The organism is Mycobacterium lentiflavum (genome assembly GCF_022374895.2).
GTDB lineage: Bacteria > Actinomycetota > Actinomycetes > Mycobacteriales > Mycobacteriaceae > Mycobacterium > Mycobacterium lentiflavum.
In genome coordinates this window covers 1,741,295-1,758,585 of the sequence record NZ_CP092423.2, presented here as the reverse complement: position 1 = coordinate 1,758,585, position 17,291 = coordinate 1,741,295, and the positions used below count along the sequence as shown (strand labels likewise).

Below are 17,291 nucleotides of genomic sequence, written 5' to 3'. Positions count from 1 at the left end.
TGACGTTGGTCGCCGAGCGCCACTCTGGCGTGACGCTCGGCGGCGGGAGCGAGAGAACTACGCGGTTTCGGTGATCGGGCGGTCCACCCAGCTCATCAGGTCGCGCAGCTTCTTACCGATGACCTCGATGGGGTGCTCGGCATTCTCCTTGCGCAATTGCTCGAGCTGCTTGTTGCCGCCCTCGACATTGGCGACCAGCTTCTTGGTGAAGTCGCCATTTTGGATGTCGCGCAGGATCTCTCGCATCCGCTCCTTGGTGCCGGCGTCGATGACCCGCGGGCCGGACAGGTAGCCGCCGAACTCCGCGGTGTCGGACACCGAGTAGTTCATCCGGGCGATGCCGCCCTCGTACATCAGGTCGACGATCAGCTTGAGCTCGTGCAGCACCTCGAAGTACGCCATCTCCGGCGGGTAGCCCGCCTCGACCATCACGTCGAAACCGGTCTTCACCAATTCCTCTGTGCCACCGCATAACACGGCCTGCTCACCGAACAGGTCGGTCTCGGTCTCATCCTTGAAGGTGGTCTTGATGACGCCGGCTCGGGTGCCGCCGATGGCCTTGGCGTAGGACAGCGCCAGCGCCTCCCCCTCGCCGGTCGGGTCCTGGTCGACGGCGATCAGACACGGCACGCCCTTGCCGTCGACGAACTGCCGGCGCACCAGGTGCCCGGGCCCCTTCGGGGCGACCATCGCGATCGTGACGTTGCCGGGCGGCTTGATGAGATCGAAGTGGATGTTGAGGCCGTGACCGAAAAACAGTGCGTCGCCGTCGTTCAGGTTCGGCTCGATGTCGTTCTTGAAGATGTCGGCCTGGGCGGTGTCGGGCGCCAGCAGCATGATGACGTCGGCCCACTTGGCGACCTCGGCGGGAGTGTCTACCGGCAGACCCTGCTCGGAGACCTTGGCCCGCGACTTGGAGCCCTCCTTGAGTCCGACGCGCACCTGCACACCGGAGTCGCGCAGGCTCAGCGAGTGCGCATGCCCCTGGCTGCCGTATCCGATCACGCCGACCTTGCGACCCTGGATAATCGACAGGTCAGCGTCGTCGTCGTAGAACATCTCTAATGGCACGGTGAATCTCTCTTTCTCATTCGACATTTGGAATGTGTATCGCTTATTTGGCGGTGCCGATTCCACGCGGCCCACGGGATAGCGACACCACTCCGGATTGGACGATCTCGCGGATCCCGAACGGTTCCAGCACTCGCAGCAGCGCTTCGAGCTTGCCGCGGGTGCCGGTCGCCTCGACGGTCAGCGAATCCAGCGATACGTCGACTACCTTGGCGCGGAACAGGTTTGCCGCTTCGATTACCTGGCTGCGGGTACCGGAATCGGCCCGCACCTTGATCAGCGCCAGCTCGCGAGCCACCGAGTTATCCTCGTCCTGCTCGACGATTTTGATGACATTGATCAGCTTGTTGAGCTGCTTGGTGACCTGCTCGAGCGGAGTCTCCTCGGCGGAAACCACGATGGTCATCCGCGACATGTCTTTCTGCTCGGTGGCACCCACAGCCAACGACTCGATGTTGAACCCACGCCGCGAGAACAGCGCCGCGACGCGCGCGAGCACACCGGGCTTGTCTTCGACCAACACCGAAAGCGTGTGCGTCTTGGCGTACATCTAGCGCCGCTCCTTTCCCCCGGGGGGTGCCCCCACTGCATCGTCGCCGGCGCGCATCAGGCGTGCCCTTCGGTCTCGTCGTCGAACAGCGGCCGAATTCCGCGGGCGTGCTGAATCTCGTCGTTGCTCGTTCCGGCGGCCACCATCGGCCACACCTGTGCGTCCGCGCCGACGATGAAGTCGATCACCACCGGGCGGTCGTTGATCGCACGCGCTTGGTTGATCGCGTCGATGACGTCTTCCTCACGCTCACAACGGATTCCGACACAACCCAGCGCCTCGGCCAGCTTCACGAAGTCAGGGATGCGGTGCGAGTGCGTGGCCAGGTTGGTCTGCGAGTAGCGCTCCTCGTAGAACAGGCTCTGCCATTGGCGTACCATGCCCAGGTTGCCGTTGTTGATCAGCGCCACCTTGATCGGCACGCCCTCGATCGCGCAGGTGGCCAACTCCTGGTTGGTCATCTGGAAGCATCCGTCACCGTCGATCGCCCAGACCTCGGCCTCGGGGCGAGCGACCTTCGCGCCCATGGCCGCTGGGATGGCGAAGCCCATGGTGCCCAGCCCGCCGGAGTTGAGCCAGGTGCGCGGCTTCTCGTAGGAGATGAACTGGGCCGCCCACATCTGGTGCTGCCCCACGCCGGCGACGTAGATCGCGTCGGGCCCGGCGATCTTGCCGAGCTGCTCGATCACATATTCCGGGCTCAGGCTGCCGTCGCTCTGCGGGCCGTAGCTCAGCGGATACGTCGACTGCACCTCGTCCAGATATGCCCACCAGGCGGTCATGTCGATCTTGCCCGGGGTTTCGTACTGCCGCAGCATCGCGATCAGGTCGGTGATGACGTTCTTGACGTCGCCCACGATCGGCACGTCGGCGACCCGGTTCTTGCCGATCTCGGCCGGGTCGATGTCGGCGTGGATGACCTTCGCCTCGGGTGCAAAGGAATCCAGCTTTCCGGTCACCCGGTCGTCGAAGCGGGTGCCCAGCGCGATCAGCAGATCGCTGCGTTGCAGCGCCGCCACCGCTGCGACCGTGCCGTGCATGCCCGGCATGCCCAGGTTCTGCCGGTGGCTGTCCGGGAACGCGCCCCGTGCCATCAGCGTGGTGACCACCGGAATCCCGGTCAGCTCAGCCAAATCCCGCAGTTGCTCGGTCGCCTCGCCGCGGATGACGCCGCCGCCGACGTACAGCACCGGTTTGCGGGCCCGAGCGATCAGCTTGGCCGCCTCACGGATCTGCCGGCTGTGCGGCTTGGTGTTCGGCTTGTAGCCGGGCAGATCCATTTTCGGCGGCCAGCTGAACGTGCACTGAGCCTGCAGCACGTCCTTCGGGATGTCGACGAGCACCGCTCCCGGACGTCCCGAGGCGGCGATGTGGAAGGCCTCGGCCATCACCCGCGGAATCTCGTCACCGGAGCGGACCAGGAAGTTGTGCTTGGTGATCGGCATTGTGATGCCCGAGATGTCGGCCTCCTGGAAGGCATCGGTCCCGATCAGCGACCGCCCGACCTGCCCGGTGACGGCGACCACGGGGATCGAGTCCATCTGCGCATCCGCCAGGGGAGTCACCAGATTGGTGGCGCCGGGACCCGACGTGGCCATCATGACGCCGACCTTGCCGGTGGCGTGCGCATAACCACTTGCCGCGTGACCCGCGCCCTGCTCGTGCCGAACCAGCACGTGCCGCAGCTTTTTCGAGTCGAATAGCGGGTCGTAAACCGGCAGCACCGCGCCGCCCGGGATCCCGAAGATGATCTCGACGTCGAGTTCCTCCAACGACCGGATTACCGACTGAGCACCGGTAAGTTGTTGCGGTGCAACATGTTTCGTTTCCTTGGCCGGAACTTTTGCGGCGGCTTCCGCGGCGCCCGGCGCCCAGTCGTCGCCATTGTGCGACTTGGGTGTCTGTGACCTGGTGGGTGCGCTCACTCTGGTGATTGTCCTCTTAGTCGTGATTTGGCTGTGGAAGTTTCGTTGATACGCACGAAAAAACCCCCGTCAGCTCCCGCTGATCGAGGGTTGCGCGTTGGTGCCGGATCGCTTCACATACTGAAGGAACTAGTCACGCACCGACGCGCGGCTAATTACTACGAGCATCCCGGGCTTTCCGGTGGTCTCCATAGTCCCCGACGGTAGCCTTCGCACTGCTCAACCGTCAAATCCGGTGCGGCGGGAACCGATCATGTCGATGCGGGTAGCCGCCCGCGGCGACGCGAAATCATCGGCGCGACCCGGGGTGAAATGATGCTGGGGTGGCCTCTGGTTCTGCTGCCCCGACACCCGTGCCCGTAGTGATCAAGATCTCACCGATGGCGCACCTCGCCGTGGGATTTCTGACGCTCGGACTGCTGATCCCGGTGCTGGCCTGGCCGCTATCGACCCCACTGCTGCTGATCCCGGTGCTGTTGTCCGCATTGGTCGTCCGGCTGCGCACCGTGGCCGACCACCAGGGCGTGACGGTGCGAAACCTGGTGGGCAGCCAAACAGTCGGCTGGGACGACATCGACGGGCTGCGCTTCCACCGCGGTTCGTGGGCGCGCGCCAAGCTCAAGAGCGGAACGGAACTGCGCTTGCCGGCGGTCACTTTCGCGACACTGCCGCTGCTGACGGCGGCCAGCTCGGGGCGAGTGCCCAATCCCTACCGGTGACCGCTGACGGGCGGTTCAGGCGATCGGGTTGACGCCGTTGAGCAGCACCCACACCGCGATACCGGCGGCGATGCCGGCGAGCAGGGCCACAAACGACCCGATGAAGGGCCGGTGCGCCCATCCCCGGTTGGCGTCCAGGCCGTAACGGCCGGGCCCGCTCAGGACGACCGCGACGGCCATCACGATCAGCGTGATCTGGTATTCGTGGCCCTGCGGCAGGAAGAACGCGAACGTGTGCGGCTGCGCCGAAACGGTGGCCAGCATGCCGTTGATCAGGAACGCCAGGGCCCCTGCGGCGGCGATCGGGGTGAACAACCCCAGGACCAGCAGTACGCCCGAGACGATCTCGCCGCCGGCGCTGACGTAGGACAGGATGTCGGCGTGCTGGTAGCCGACGTCGGACAGTGAGTTCTTGAAGCTGGTCAGACCCTGCCCGCCCCACCAGCCGAACAGCTTCTGCAGCCCGTGCGCGCCGAGCACCACCCCGAGGCCGACCCGCAGCACCAGCAAACCGAGATTCTGGGTGCCGCGCCGGCCGATCGCACGCTGCCGTTCGTAGTCCTCGCTCGGATCGATCTCGGCGGGTTCGGCCGCCAAGTGACGCGGTGCCGGCTGCGGCTGCACGTAGGGCAGCGGCTCCTGCTGGTCGAGAACGTTGTAGGCCGGCCCGGCGGGGCTGGCGACCTGATTCGGGTCTTGGTAAGGGATGACGGAAGTGGTTCCGAAGTCGCCCGGATACCCGACGGGGGTCAGGTCATCCTCAGGGTCGACCAACCGCGCTGCGGCGGGGCGTCCCGGTACCTGCTCCGGAGCTTCGCCGGGCCGCTGCCAAGGTGCGTCATTCGATTGACCGGTCACGGGTGCCAGGGTAAGGGTATTTGGGCCTCGAATTGGGGATTTGAGCGGCGCTTTCGCCTGGTTATTGACGCTCAAACCCTGAAATGAGCCCAGATTGACTCCAAATGGGCTCGGCGAGGTTCCGAAATGGTAAACGCGGACTGAAAACGGGCCCCGCCGCCGGCCGACGCGGTCGACGTCGCGGCGCCCTCGCGGGCACGCCTGTGGCGCCGGTGCCCGCCCTATCCGTAGCCTGTCGATCATGCATTTGGGGCGGCCGGTTCGGTGCGGGCTCGCTGCGCTGTGCGCGGCCATGCTCGTCGCGACGGGCTGCGCGCGGTTCAACGACGCCGCCTCCGCGCCGTTCACCACCGCGCCCGAACTCAAGCCACAGCCGAGTTCGACGCCTCCCCCGCCGCCGCCGCTGCCGCCCACGCCGTTCCCCAAGGCCTGCCCCGCCCCCGGGGTGATGCAGGGCTGCCTGGAGAGCACCAGCGGCCTGATCATGGGGCCCGACAGCAAAACCGCGTTGGTCGCCGAGCGCACCACCGGCGCGGTCAAGGAGATCTCCGTCAGCGCCGAGCCGAAGGTGAAGCTGGTCATCCCCGTCGACGGATCCGGGGATGGCGGCTTGATGGATATCGTGCTGTCGCCGACCTACTCTCAGGACCGCTTGATGTACGCCTACATCAGCACGCCGACGGATAACCGGGTCATCCGCATCGCCGACGGCGATATCCCCAAGGACATCCTGACCGGGATTCCCAAGGGCGCCAACGGGAACAGCGGAGCGCTGCTGTTCACCAGCCCGACTACGCTGCTGGTGCTGACCGGCGATGCGGGCAACCCCGCTATGGCCGCCGATCCGAAGTCGTTGGCGGGCAAGGTGCTGCGCATCGAGCAGCCGACCACGGTCGGCCAGGCGCCACCGACCACCGCGCTGTCCGGCGTCGGCTCGGGCGGCGGGCTGTGCGTCGATCCCGTGGACGGCTCGCTGTATGTCGCCGACCGCACCCCGACCGCGGACCGGTTGCAGCGCATCACCAAAGCCTCGGAGGTCTCCACGGTGTGGACGTGGCCGGACAAGCCGGGCGTGGCCGGATGCGCGGCGATGGATGGGACCGTGATGGTCAATCTGGTCAACACCAAAATGACGGTGGCGGTGCGGCTTGACCCGAAATCGGGCGCGGTCACCGGTGAGCCCGACGTCGTCCGCAAGGACACGCACGCCCACGCGTGGGCGCTGCGGATGTCGCCGGACGGCAACGTCTGGGGCGCCACGATCAACAAGACCGCCGGCGACGCCGAAAAGCTTGACGACGTGGTGTTCCCACTGTTCCCGCAGGGCGGCGGCTTCCCGCGCAACAACGACGACAAGGCATAGGCGGCGCGCGCCGGTCCCGCTGATTCGGGCTAGGACTGCCCGCAGGCGGCCAGCACCAGCTCGCGCACCCGGGCGGCGTCCGCCTGACCACGGGTGGCTTTCATGACCGCGCCCACGATCGCGCCGGCGGCTTGCACCTTGCCACCGCGGATCTTTTCCGCCACATCGGGATTGGCGGCCAGGGCCTCGTCGACGGCGGCCTGGGTGACCGAGTCGTCGCGCACCAGCGCCAGGCCACGCGCGGTCATCACCTGCTCGGGTTCGCCTTCTCCGGCCAGCACACCTTCGACAACCTGGCGGGCCAGCTTGTTGGACAGCTTGCCCTCGTCGACCAGTACGATCACCGCGGCGACCTGAGCGGGCGTGATGGCCAGCTCGTCCAATTCGATGTTCGCCTCATTGGCCTTCTGCACCAGGAAGTTTCCCCACCAGGAGCGCGCCTGTGTGCTGGACGCGCCGTGTTTGATGGTCGCGGTGACCAATTCGACCGCGCCCGCGTTGACGAGATCGCGCATCACCTCGTCGGAAACGCCCCACTCTTCCTGAATCCGCTTGCGGCTCAACCAGGGAAGCTCGGGGATGGTCTGGCGCAATTGCTCGACCAGCTCACGGCTGGGCGCGACGGGTTCCAGGTCGGGCTCGGGGAAATAGCGGTAATCCTGCGCCGTTTCTTTGGCGCGGCCCGCGCTGGTAGTGCCCGCCCCCTCCTGAAAGTGCCTGGTTTCCTGTGTGATTGAGCCACCGGAAACCAGAACGGCGGCCTGGCGCTGCATTTCGTAACGCACCGCGACCTCAACACTTTTCAGCGAGTTGACGTTCTTGGTCTCGGTCCGGGTGCCGAACTGGGTCGCACCCCTAGGCTTCAACGAGACGTTGGAGTCACACCGCATCGAGCCCTGGTCCATCCGAACATCGGATACTTCCAAAGCGCGCAACAAGTCTCGCAATGCCGTCACGTAAGCCCGGGCAATCTGCGGGGCCCGGGCCCCGGCTCCCTCGATGGGCTTGGTGACGATTTCGATCAGCGGCACGCCGGCACGGTTGTAGTCGATCAGCGACGTCGTCGCGCCGTGGATGCGGCCCGTCTCGCCGCCCAGGTGGGTGAGCTTGCCGGTGTCCTCTTCCATGTGGGCACGTTCGATCTCGACCCGCCAGGTGGTGCCGTCCTCCAGCGGCGCCTCGAGGTAGCCGTTGATGGCGATCGGCTCGTCGTACTGCGAGATCTGGTAGTTCTTCGGCATATCCGGATAGAAGTAGTTCTTCCGGGCGAAGCGGCACCACGGCACGATCTCGCAATTCAGCGCCAGTCCGATGCGGATCGCCGACTCCACCGCTTTCTGGTTGAGCACGGGCAGCGAACCGGGCAGCCCCAGGCACACCGGGCATACCTGGGTGTTGGGTTCGGCACCGAATGTGGTGGAGCAGCCGCAGAACATCTTTGTCGCGGTGGACAACTCGACATGTACTTCCAGCCCGAGCACGGGATCGAAACGTGCGATGACGTCGTCGTAATCCAGCAGCTCGGCCGCTCCGGAAGTAACAGTCATGGCAACGATCCTAACGGTGGCCGAGCGAACCGCCGGGTCGGGCATAACAGCCCAGGCTCCGCGGCGTTAGCGCCAGGACCGCGGCGTGGCCTCGCGCTGCTGGCTCCCCACCGGCCGCCCGGCGACGATGTCGCCCAGCGCGGCGGCCATCTCCAGGTAGGCGCGCCGGCTTTCCTTGCTCAACCGGTCCAGCCCGAGCTCTTTGCCCTCGCGCACGTGCCGATCGAATGGCAGCAGCACCGTGGCGGCGACGCGGGCCGACAGCGCCTCGAGTTCCTTGGTCGCCACACCATCCAGCTTGGCCGGCTCGGTGTAGTTCAGCGCAAGCACCGTCGACTTCAACAAGCGGCCATGTCCGTTGTTGGACAACCACTCCAGCGTTGTCCTGGTCTTGCGCACCGCGTCGATCGACGGGCCGGAGACCACGACGAGAGCGCGCGCCTCAGGCAGCACCGCGTCCATCACATGAGAGTTGATCGCCTTGACGCAATCCACCAGCACCACCGAATAGTGTTTGCGCAGAATCGAAAACGTCTTGGCGATGTCCTGGCGCTCCAGCCGCCAGTCGGTGCGGCCGTAGTCGGGCAGCCCGAGCACTTCGAGGCCGAAGCTGTTCATGTGGGTATGCGCTCGCACCTGCGCATACTGGGTCACCGAATCGCGCGCGAGCAGGTCGGCCAGGCCCAGCGGGTTGCGGCGACCATGGCGCTCCGCCAGATCGCCGGCGTCGATGTCGACGGCGATGACCCGGTCGCCGCGCGCCTCGGCCAGCGTCGAGCCGAGCGCCTCGACCACCGCGGTCTTGCCGACGCCGCCCTTGAAGTTCAGCACCGCGATCGGAAACGCACCGCCGATCGGCGCACCGATACGCTCGCGCAGCTCCCGCTCGTATGCGGCGCGTTTGCCGGGGCCGAGGTCGATTCCGGTCACCCGGCGGATCACCTCTCGCCAGTTGAACCTGCTCGGCCCCGAGGCCTCCCGCAAGTCCAGGCCGTCGAGGGCGGTCCCGCCCAGGGTCAGCTCACGACGATATGGCGCGGCGGCTCGCCGTGCCCGCGCCAGTCGGTTGGGCGTCGCGGGCCCGCTTGACCTGTCCGGTTTCGCGGGGAGGCGGGGCTCGGGCACCGTGGCCGCCGTCGGGTCGGCGTTGGCCCGCCAGCTCGGCACCGAAAACGCGGGCTTGGCGGAACTCGACGGATGTGCCGGTGCAGCAGGCAGGGCAGCAGATAGGGCGTTGACTCCGCGAACCCCCTCGCGGTTGCTCATAACGGCTGGTGTAGCCGTTTCGATGTGATAGTTAAACCAGGAAATTGCGCCCGCCCATCAGCGCTGGCCGGTTGAGCTGGCAGATTCAGACGGTCGTCAGGCTCCGGCCATCGGACGTATGCCGTGGTGTCAGCTAGAGCCTCAACTAGAGCTCGCTAGGAACGTGTTAACTGCCGAAATTGTTCGGCACGCGCGGGCCGGGTGGTTTGCCCGCGACCTCAGCCGAAGAAGGCGGCGGCCTCATCGTGGCGTGCGTCGGGCACCAGCTTGAGCTGGCGCGTGGCGTCGGCCAGCGAGACACGGCCGATGTCCTGACCGCGCAACGACACCATCTGGCCGTATTCACCGGCGTGCGCGGCGTCGGCGGCGTTGACACCGAACCGGGTGGCCAGCACCCGGTCATAAGCCGTCGGGGTGCCGCCCCGCTGGACGTGGCCCAGCACGGTCACTCGCACGTCCTTGTTGATTCGCTTCTCCACGGCGACGGCCAACTGCTGAGCGACGCCCGTGAACTTCTCGTGGCCAAATTCGTCAATCCCGCCCTCCCGCAAGGGAATCGAGCCGGGGATCGGCTTGGCCCCTTCGGCCACTACACAGATGAAGTGTGAATCCCCGCGCTGGAAGCGGCGTTTGACGAGCCGGCACACATCCTCGATATCGAAGGGCTGCTCGGGAATCAGCGTCATGTGCGCTCCGGACGCCAGCCCGGCGTTCAACGCGATCCAGCCGGCGTGGCGGCCCATCACCTCCACCAGCATCACCCGCTGGTGCGACTCGGCGGTGCTGTGCAAACGGTCGATAGCGTCGGTGGCCACGGTCAGCGCGGTGTCGTGACCGAAAGTCACGTCCGTGCAGTCGATGTCGTTGTCGATCGTCTTCGGCACCCCGACCACGGGAACGTTCTCCTCCGACAGCCAGTTGGCCGCCGTCAGCGTGCCCTCGCCACCGATCGGGATGAGCACGTCGATGCCGTTGTCGTCGAGGGTCTGCTTGATCTGGTCCAGCCCGGCCCGCAACTTGTCCGGATGCACGCGCGCGGTGCCCAGCACCGTCCCGCCCTTGGCGAGCAGCCGGTCATTGCGATCGTCGTTCTGCAACTGGATGCGCCGGTTCTCCAGCAACCCGCGCCACCCATCCTGGAAGCCGACCACCGACGAGCCATACCGGGCGTCGCAGGTGCGTACCACCGCCCGGATGACGGCGTTGAGCCCCGGACAGTCACCGCCCCCGGTGAGAATTCCGATCCGCATCCTCTTATCTTGCCCGGTCCGGCCGCCGTCGGGGCAATTCGGGGCGGTGTGCGGCTAGACGGTCGGCGCGGCCGGCAACGGTCCGCGCGCCGCTTCGTAGGCGGCACCGACGCGATACAGGCGATCGTCGGCCAGCGCGGGCGCCATGATCTGCAGGCCCACCGGCAGCTGGTCATCCGGCGAGAGCCCGGACGGCACCGACATTCCGCAGTGCCCGGCCAGGTTCAACGGCAGCGTGCACAAGTCGAACAGGTACATGGCCAGCGGATCGTCGACCTTCTCCCCGAGCCGGAACGCGGTGGTCGGGGTGGCCGGCGACACTAGCACGTCGACGGATTTGTATGCCTCGTCGAGATCACGGGCGATCAGGGTGCGCACCTTCTGCGCCTGGTTGTAGTAGGCGTCGTAATAGCCGGCCGAGAGCGCGTACGCACCAATCATGATGCGGCGCTTGACTTCTGGACCGAATCCGGCGGCCCGGGTCAGCGCCATCACTTCCTCGGCGCTGTGGTTGCCGTCGTCACCGACCCGCAGTCCGTAACGCATCGCGTCGAAGCGCGCCAGGTTGCTCGACACCTCCGACGGCAGGATCAGGTAGTAGGCCGCCAGAGCGTAATCGAAGTGTGGGCAATCGACTTCGCTCACCTGCGCACCCAGCGCGGTCAGCTGCTTGACCGCCCCCTCGAACGATGACAGCACTCCGGGCTGATAGCCCTCGCCGCGCAGCTGGCGGACCACACCGATCCGCACGCCGCTCAGATCGCCTGCGGCACCGCTGATCGCGGCGCCGACCACATCGGGCACCGGGGCATCGATGGAGGTCGAGTCCATCTCGTCGTGGCCGGCGATCACGGCATGCAGCAACGCGGTGTCGAGCACGGTGCGCGCGCAGGGGCCGCCCTGGTCCAGCGACGACGCGCAGGCCACCAGGCCGTAGCGCGACACCGTGCCGTAGGTGGGCTTGACTCCGACGGTCGCGGTCAGCGCGGCCGGCTGGCGGATCGAGCCCCCGGTGTCGGTGCCGATGGCCAGCGGCGCCTGGAAGGAGGCCAAGGCCGCGGCGCTGCCACCGCCGGAGCCGCCGGGCACCCGCTCGAGGTCCCACGGGTTGCGGGTGGGGCCGTAGGCGGAGTTCTCCGTCGACGAGCCCATCGCGAACTCGTCCATGTTGGTCTTGCCCAGGATCGGGATGCCCGCCGCGCGCAGCCGGGTCGTGACGGTGGCGTCGTAGGGTGACCGCCAGCCCTCGAGGATCTTGGATCCGCAGGTGGTGGGCATATCGACGGTCGTGAACACGTCTTTGAGCGCCAGCGGAACGCCGGCCAGCGCCGAGGGCAGCCGCTCCCCGGCCGCCACCGCGTCGTCGACCGCGCCCGCCGCCGACAGCGCCTCGTCGGCCGCGACGTGCAGAAACGCGCTGTACCGGTCGTCGGTCGCCGCGATCCGGTCCAAGTAGGCCTGGGTGATCTCGACCGACGACAGCTCCCCGGCGGCGACCTTGGCGGCCAGCGTCGCGGCGTCGGATCGGATGATCTCGTTCACTCGCTGTCTCCGAGGATCTGCGGGACGGCGAAGCGCCCATCCACGGCTGCGGGTGCCGCGGCCAGCGCTTCCTCCTGCGTCAGGCACGGCCTGATCTCGTCCGGGCGGGTGACGTTGACGTCCTTGAGCGGGTTGTCGGTCGGCTCGACGCCGGTGACGTCGACCGCCTGGATCTGGCTGACGTGGGTCAGGATGGCGTCGAGTTGGCCGGCGTAGCTGTCCAACTCGGTATCGGTCAACGCCAGCCGGGCCAGCCTGGCCAGGTGCGCGACCTCGTCGCGGGAGATCTGGGACACGAGCGAAAAGCCTATCGGTGCTGCGGCCACGCGCGTGCAGCTGGCACCCACCCTGCGGAAATGCCGGACGCGCGGCTCTGTGCAACAGTGGGCGCGTGCCGTCGTATCTGTTGCGCATCGAGCTCGTCGACCGCCCGGGAAGCCTGGGCGCGCTGGCGGTTGCGCTCGGTTCGGTGGGCGCCGACATCCTGTCGCTCGACGTCGTCGACCGCAGCGCGGGATACGCGACCGACGACCTGGTCATCGAACTGCCCGCCGGGGCGATGCCCGACACCTTGATCACCGCGGCCGAATCGCTGAACGGCGTGCGGGTGGACAGCGTTCGCCCGCACACCGGGCTGTTGGAAGCGCACCGCGAGCTGGAACTTCTCGACCACGTCGCGGCGGCCAAGGGCAAGGCGGCACGGCTGCAGGTGCTGGCCGACGAGGCGCCCCGGGTGCTGCGGGTGAGCTGGTGCACGGTGTTGCAGGGCGCCGAGGGCGAGCTGCGGCGCCTCGCCGCCAGCCCGGGCGCGCCCGAAACCCGCGCCGTGTCGGCTCCCTGGCTGCCGATGCACGAGGCCGCGACGCTGGACGGCACCGCCGAGTGGGTGCCGCAGGCCTGGCGCGACATGGACATCACGATGGTCGCCGCGCCGCTGGGCGACCCGCAGACCACGGTGGTGCTGGGCCGGCCGGGTCCCGAATTCCGGCCGTCGGAGGTGGCCCGCCTGGGCTACCTGTCCGGGATCGTGGCCACCATGCTGCGCTGAATCAATGCGCGGCCACCGTGGGCTTCGGCGCGGCCGCATCGCCGTCTTCCCACAGCAGCAGCTGACGAACCGCCGGGCGCGGACCGTAGGGCCGCAGCATCGTGCTGGCCGGGCGCGGCCGCACCCGTTGCGGCCACCAGAACCAGCGCCCGAGCAGCCTTGCGACGGAGGGCGTCATGAATGAGCGCACGATCAGCGTGTCGAACAACAAACCCAGCCCGATCGTCGTCCCGATCTGGCCGAGCACCTGAAAACCACTGAAAACAAACGCACACATGGTGACGGCGAAAACGATGCCGGCCGAGGTGACCACCGAGCCGGAGCCGGCCATCGCACGGATGATGCCGGTGTTGAGGCCGGCGTGGATTTCTTCCTTAAACCGGGAAATCAACAGCAGGTTGTAGTCCGAACCGACTGCCAGCAGCAAGATCACCGCCAGTGCCAGCACGACCCAATACAACTCGATACCAAACATGTACTGCCACACCAGAACTGACAAACCGAACGAGGCGCCCAGGGATAGCGCGACGGTGCCCACGATGACGAGCGCGGCGATCAGGCTGCGCGTGATGATCATCATGATCAGCAGGATGAGGCTCAAGGCGGCGAATGCCACGATCATCAGGTCGTACTTGGCGCCCTCCTGGATGTCCTTGTACGTCGCGGCGGTGCCGCCCAGATAGATCCCCGCGTTCGCCATCGGGGTGCCCTTCAAGGCCTCGTGCGCGGCCTTGGCGATCGGGTCGATGTGCGAAATACCTTCGGTGGTAGCGGGATCGCCGTCGTGCGTGACGATCATGCGAGCGGCCTTGCCGTCGGGTGAGAGGAACAGTTTGAGCCCGCGTTTGAAGTCGGGGTTGTCGAACACCTCTGGCGGCAGATAGAAGGTGTCGTCGTTCTTGGCCGCGTCAAACGCCTGTCCCAACGCCGTCGAGTTCTCCAGCGCACGCGCGTTCTGCGCGTAGATCCCGGACAGCGTGGCGTAATTCGCCAGTGTCAGATCGCGATTGGTCTCCTGGCTTTGAATCTGGGGCGGTATCAACGCCACCAGCTTCGGTTGCAGTGCGTCGAGCTTATCCAGCGAAGCCGTCAGGTTCTCGAATTTTTCGGTCAGCTGGTCGATGCCGTCGAGCGCGTCGAACAGCGACCTGAACGCGAAGCAGGCAGGAATGTCGTAACAGTGCTTCTCCCAATAGAAATAGCTGCGAATCGGGCGGAAGAAGTCGTCGAAATTCGCGATCTTGTCGCGCAGGTCTTTGATCGTGGCGAGTGTGTCGCGGAAGCTTTCGGTCTCGTCGTGGGTGGTGCCGGCCAACTGCTGCTGCAGGACGAACTGTTGTCGCAAAATGTCGATCGTCTTCGATAGTTCGTTGGCTTGCTTGAGTGCGTCGTCGGCCCGATCTCGTTGGTAGGTCAGGTTTTCCTGTTGGGCAGCACTGGAATTACTGACCACGAACGCCAGTGAGCTGTGGACTAGCGGGGTTCCCAACGGCCGGGTGATGGTCTGCACCTGCGCGACCCCGGGGACGTGAAACACGGCCTTGGCCACCTTGTCCAGGATCAGCATGCTGGCCGGATTACGCATGTCGTGGTCCGATTCGACCATCAGCAATTCCGGCTCCAGCCGGGCCCGCGAGAAGTGCTTCTCGGCGGCGGTGTAACCGACATTGGCCGGAGCGTCGGCGGGCATGTAGGGCCGAGTGTCATAGCTGGTCTTGTATCCGGGCAGGGCGATCAGACCGATCAGGGCCAGCGCGCTCGCGGCCGCGAGAACCGCGCCGGGCCAGCGGACGATGGCGGTGCCGATCCGCCGCCAACCGCGCGTTTGTATCGCCCGCTTGGGGTCGAAGATGCCGGCCTTGGCCCCCAGGGTGAGAATCGCGGGGCCCAGTGTCAACGCCGCGAGCAGCGCCACGAGGATGCCCAATGCGGCTGGGATTCCCAGACTTTGGAAGTACGGCAGCCGGGTGAAGCTCAGACAGGCCACCGCGCCGGCGACGGTGAGCCCGGATCCCAACACGACGTGAGTGGTGCCGTGATACATGGTGTAAAAGGCTTTTTCGCGGTCCTCACCGGTCCCGCGCGCTTCCTGGTAACGGCCCACGAAGAATATCGCGTAGTCCGTTCCGGCGGCGATCACCAACAGCGTCAATATGTTCGTCGCGTAGGTGGACAGGCCGATGATTCCCTCGTTGCCGAGGAAGGCGACAAGGCCTCGGGCCGCTGACATTTCGATCAAAACCGTGGCGAGAACCAGCAACGTGGTCAGTACCGAGCGGTACACGAAGAACAACATCAGCGCGATCACCCCGATGGTGATCGTGGTGACCTTCGCGGTCCCCTTGCTGCCCACGTCGAACTGATCGGAGATCAGCGGCGCCGCGCCGGTCACATAGGTCTTGACGCCCGGTGGCGGCTTCATGTGGTCGATGATGTCGCGGATGGCACCGACCCCCTCGTTGGCCAACGCGGAGCCCTGATTGCCGGCGAGGTTCACCTGAACATAAGCGGCCTTGCCATCGGTGCTTTGCGATCCCGCAGCGGTCAGCGTGTCGCCCCAGTAGTCCTGAACGTGCTCAACGTGCTTCTTGTCCTGCTGAAGCTTGCGGATCATTTCGTCGTAAAAGCGGTGGGCGTCCGCGCCGAGCGGCTTGTCGCCTTCCAGCACGATCATCGCCGAGCTGTCGGTGTCGAACTCATGGAATACCTGGCCGATGCGCTTAATCGCCTTGAGCGACGGGGCATCTGGAGAGTTCAACGCCACATTGTGGGTCTTGCCCACCTCTTCCAGTTGCGGTACCGCAATGTTCGTGATCGCGGCCAGCGCCACCCAGAAAAGCAGGATCGGCAGCGCGAGCCGTCGGATGTTGCGCGGCACCGCGGGCCGCGTCTGCTGTTCGTTGGTTTGGTTGCTCATCCCGACTTATCCAGACAGAAGGTGTAGGCGTCGACCTTGTTGACGGTGCGTTCGTCTTTGACTTGACCGTTGACGGTGATGCGGCAACCGAGGGTGTCCCCGTCACCTTGCGCCACGACATTGCCGATGACCGCCGGCTCCGTCGAAGTGATCGTGAACGACCACGGCAGCGGCGCGTTCTTGACTTGTTGCGGCTGGGCGTTGACGTCCAGGTAGTTGATGGTTGCGGTGGCGCCGGGTGCGCCGAAGACCTCGAGCACCACCTGCTTGGGGTTGAACGGCACGATCTCGTTGGACAGGCCGCTGTTGGCCGAGGTCTTGTAGTTCGAGCCGAAGATTCCGTGCAGGCGGTAGATGCCGAATCCCGCGACGGCGACGACGAGTATCGCGACCAACACTATCCAGCCCTGCCGAAGCAGGTTGGACATGGAAATCGCCTTCACCCTCGGCCTTTCGATGGTCGGGCGTGCTCGATCACTTTATGACTACCACCGTTGCCCCGCACCAGCGGCGAACGGACGGACTTCACAGTACGGTACTGGACCGTACTGTACAAGAGACGCGACCGTACACATTTTTCAACAACCGGACGGCGCGCAAGTGGCTGCCGCGCTACCCGGCGGTCCTCGTCAGACCCGGCATCAGGAACTGATCGACCAGCAGCTGCACCGTGTGACGAGTTGGTGGCCGGTCGGGAATGAGGGACCGGAAGATGAGATAGCCGGGTAGCAGGTCCCACAGTTCGTCAACGAAGGCGTCTTTGGCGATCTCGCCACGATCGATGGCCCGTTGCATGACGTGTTTGATCGCGGCTTTGCGTTGCTTGAGGAATTGCTCCTGCATGGCCTCGTTGAGCGCCGGATGGCGCGATACCTCGACCATCACCGCGCGAATGGTGCTGGCGTGCCGGCGTCCGTGCTCGCCGCAGACCTCGCCGAGACTGATCAAATCGCCGCGCAGGCTGCCGGTATTCGGCACGACCGCGACCTGACGGACACCTTCGATGAAGGCGGCCAGCACCAGTTCGGCCTTCGAGGGCCAGCGCCGATACACCGTGGCCTTGCTGGCGTGGGCGGCACTGGCGACCGCGTCGATGGTCAACTGGTCATAGCCGTGTGCTTGCAGAAGTTCCAACGTCACCGCCAGCAGTTCGGCCTCCCGCGGAGACCACGGCGATGGCTCCGTGTACTGATCGGCCGTCTGGGTCATAGCGCCCACCATAGAGCCGGAACACC

Annotated in this window: 15 protein-coding genes; 3 read left to right on the top strand and 12 right to left on the bottom strand. The window is 66.1% G+C overall.

The annotated features are described in order from the left end of the window. Positions 1-57 precede the first annotated feature (57 nt). The 3 genes from ilvC to MJO58_RS08530 are packed head-to-tail and all read right to left on the bottom strand — an operon-like array spanning position 58 to position 3,546. A complete protein-coding gene (gene ilvC / locus MJO58_RS08540) occupies positions 58-1,059 on the bottom strand; it encodes a ketol-acid reductoisomerase (protein WP_090601097.1) in 1,002 nt (333 codons plus the stop codon). 55 nt (positions 1,060-1,114) lie between these two features. Continuing rightward, positions 1,115-1,621 (bottom strand): acetolactate synthase small subunit, encoded by a 507-nt coding sequence (gene ilvN / locus MJO58_RS08535; RefSeq protein ID WP_090601096.1) that lies wholly within the window; start codon positions 1,619-1,621, stop codon positions 1,115-1,117. 56 nt (positions 1,622-1,677) lie between these two features. Beyond that, entirely contained in the window at positions 1,678-3,546 is a 1,869-nt protein-coding gene (locus MJO58_RS08530; protein WP_090601095.1) for an acetolactate synthase large subunit, read from the bottom strand. Between the two features lie 380 nt (positions 3,547-3,926). On the opposite strand from MJO58_RS08530, the gene MJO58_RS08525 reads away from it, so the two are divergent. After that, positions 3,927-4,265, top strand: coding sequence for a PH domain-containing protein (locus MJO58_RS08525; RefSeq protein WP_239722585.1), 339 nt, complete (start codon positions 3,927-3,929; stop codon positions 4,263-4,265). 15 nt (positions 4,266-4,280) lie between these two features. Here the strand turns inward: MJO58_RS08525 and MJO58_RS08520 are convergent, their stop codons facing one another. Then, positions 4,281-5,123: a DoxX family protein gene (locus MJO58_RS08520; protein ID WP_090601094.1), complete on the bottom strand. Its 843-nt coding sequence runs from the start codon at positions 5,121-5,123 to the stop codon at positions 4,281-4,283. Between the two features lie 241 nt (positions 5,124-5,364). On the opposite strand from MJO58_RS08520, the gene MJO58_RS08515 reads away from it, so the two are divergent. Then, positions 5,365-6,486 carry a PQQ-dependent sugar dehydrogenase gene (locus tag MJO58_RS08515; protein WP_239722584.1) on the top strand — a complete coding sequence of 374 codons (1,122 nt, stop codon included), beginning with the start codon at positions 5,365-5,367 and terminating at the stop codon, positions 6,484-6,486. 29 nt (positions 6,487-6,515) lie between these two features. Here the strand turns inward: MJO58_RS08515 and gatB are convergent, their stop codons facing one another. The 5 genes from gatB to gatC all read right to left on the bottom strand — a co-directional run bounded on the left by gatB (position 6,516) and on the right by gatC (position 12,387). Continuing rightward, on the bottom strand, positions 6,516-8,033 hold the full coding sequence (gene gatB, locus MJO58_RS08510; protein ID WP_239722583.1) for an Asp-tRNA(Asn)/Glu-tRNA(Gln) amidotransferase subunit GatB: 1,518 nt from the start codon (positions 8,031-8,033) through the stop codon (positions 6,516-6,518). Between the two features lie 66 nt (positions 8,034-8,099). Beyond that, positions 8,100-9,299 carry a MinD/ParA family ATP-binding protein gene (locus tag MJO58_RS08505; RefSeq protein WP_239722582.1) on the bottom strand — a complete coding sequence of 400 codons (1,200 nt, stop codon included), beginning with the start codon at positions 9,297-9,299 and terminating at the stop codon, positions 8,100-8,102. Positions 9,300-9,517: 218 nt separating this feature from the next. Then, positions 9,518-10,549 (bottom strand): ATP-dependent 6-phosphofructokinase, encoded by a 1,032-nt coding sequence (locus MJO58_RS08500; RefSeq protein WP_090601090.1) that lies wholly within the window; start codon positions 10,547-10,549, stop codon positions 9,518-9,520. 54 nt (positions 10,550-10,603) lie between these two features. Continuing rightward, positions 10,604-12,091 carry an Asp-tRNA(Asn)/Glu-tRNA(Gln) amidotransferase subunit GatA gene (gatA, locus tag MJO58_RS08495; protein WP_239722581.1) on the bottom strand — a complete coding sequence of 496 codons (1,488 nt, stop codon included), beginning with the start codon at positions 12,089-12,091 and terminating at the stop codon, positions 10,604-10,606. Continuing rightward, the gene (gene gatC / locus MJO58_RS08490; RefSeq protein ID WP_239722580.1) at positions 12,088-12,387 is read right to left on the bottom strand and encodes an Asp-tRNA(Asn)/Glu-tRNA(Gln) amidotransferase subunit GatC; all 300 of its coding nucleotides are present in this window, start codon (positions 12,385-12,387) and stop codon (positions 12,088-12,090) included. Before gatC ends, gatA begins: the two co-directional genes overlap by 4 nt. 95 nt (positions 12,388-12,482) lie before the next feature. On the opposite strand from gatC, the gene MJO58_RS08485 reads away from it, so the two are divergent. Continuing rightward, positions 12,483-13,139 carry an ACT domain-containing protein gene (locus MJO58_RS08485; protein ID WP_239722579.1) on the top strand — a complete coding sequence of 219 codons (657 nt, stop codon included), beginning with the start codon at positions 12,483-12,485 and terminating at the stop codon, positions 13,137-13,139. A gap of 1 nt (position 13,140) precedes the next feature. Here MJO58_RS08485 and MJO58_RS08480 read toward each other — a convergent pair whose 3' ends face one another. The 3 genes from MJO58_RS08480 to MJO58_RS08470 form a co-directional block, all read right to left on the bottom strand. Further along, positions 13,141-16,056: an MMPL/RND family transporter gene (locus MJO58_RS08480; RefSeq protein WP_239722578.1), complete on the bottom strand. Its 2,916-nt coding sequence runs from the start codon at positions 16,054-16,056 to the stop codon at positions 13,141-13,143. Beyond that, positions 16,053-16,484, bottom strand: coding sequence for an MmpS family transport accessory protein (locus MJO58_RS08475; protein ID WP_239722577.1), 432 nt, complete (start codon positions 16,482-16,484; stop codon positions 16,053-16,055). The genes MJO58_RS08480 and MJO58_RS08475 overlap by 4 nt, the downstream gene beginning before the upstream one ends. Before the next feature lie 184 nt (positions 16,485-16,668). After that, a complete protein-coding gene (locus MJO58_RS08470; protein WP_239722576.1) occupies positions 16,669-17,277 on the bottom strand; it encodes a TetR/AcrR family transcriptional regulator in 609 nt (202 codons plus the stop codon). Positions 17,278-17,291: the final 14 nt, after the last annotated feature.

Coding starts and splice junctions, on each gene's coding strand:
- ilvC (WP_090601097.1), bottom strand. CDS start 1,059: ATGTTCTACGACGACGACGCTGACCTGTCGATTATCCAGGGTCGCAAG.
- ilvN (WP_090601096.1), bottom strand. CDS start 1,621: ATGTACGCCAAGACGCACACGCTTTCGGTGTTGGTCGAAGACAAGCCC.
- MJO58_RS08525 (WP_239722585.1), top strand. CDS start 3,927: ATGGCGCACCTCGCCGTGGGATTTCTGACGCTCGGACTGCTGATCCCG.
- MJO58_RS08515 (WP_239722584.1), top strand. CDS start 5,365: ATGCATTTGGGGCGGCCGGTTCGGTGCGGGCTCGCTGCGCTGTGCGCG.
- gatB (WP_239722583.1), bottom strand. CDS start 8,033: ATGACTGTTACTTCCGGAGCGGCCGAGCTGCTGGATTACGACGACGTC.
- MJO58_RS08505 (WP_239722582.1), bottom strand. CDS start 9,299: ATGAGCAACCGCGAGGGGGTTCGCGGAGTCAACGCCCTATCTGCTGCC.
- MJO58_RS08500 (WP_090601090.1), bottom strand. CDS start 10,549: ATGCGGATCGGAATTCTCACCGGGGGCGGTGACTGTCCGGGGCTCAAC.
- MJO58_RS08480 (WP_239722578.1), bottom strand. CDS start 16,056: ATGAGCAACCAAACCAACGAACAGCAGACGCGGCCCGCGGTGCCGCGC.
- MJO58_RS08475 (WP_239722577.1), bottom strand. CDS start 16,484: ATGTCCAACCTGCTTCGGCAGGGCTGGATAGTGTTGGTCGCGATACTC.
- MJO58_RS08470 (WP_239722576.1), bottom strand. CDS start 17,277: ATGGTGGGCGCTATGACCCAGACGGCCGATCAGTACACGGAGCCATCG.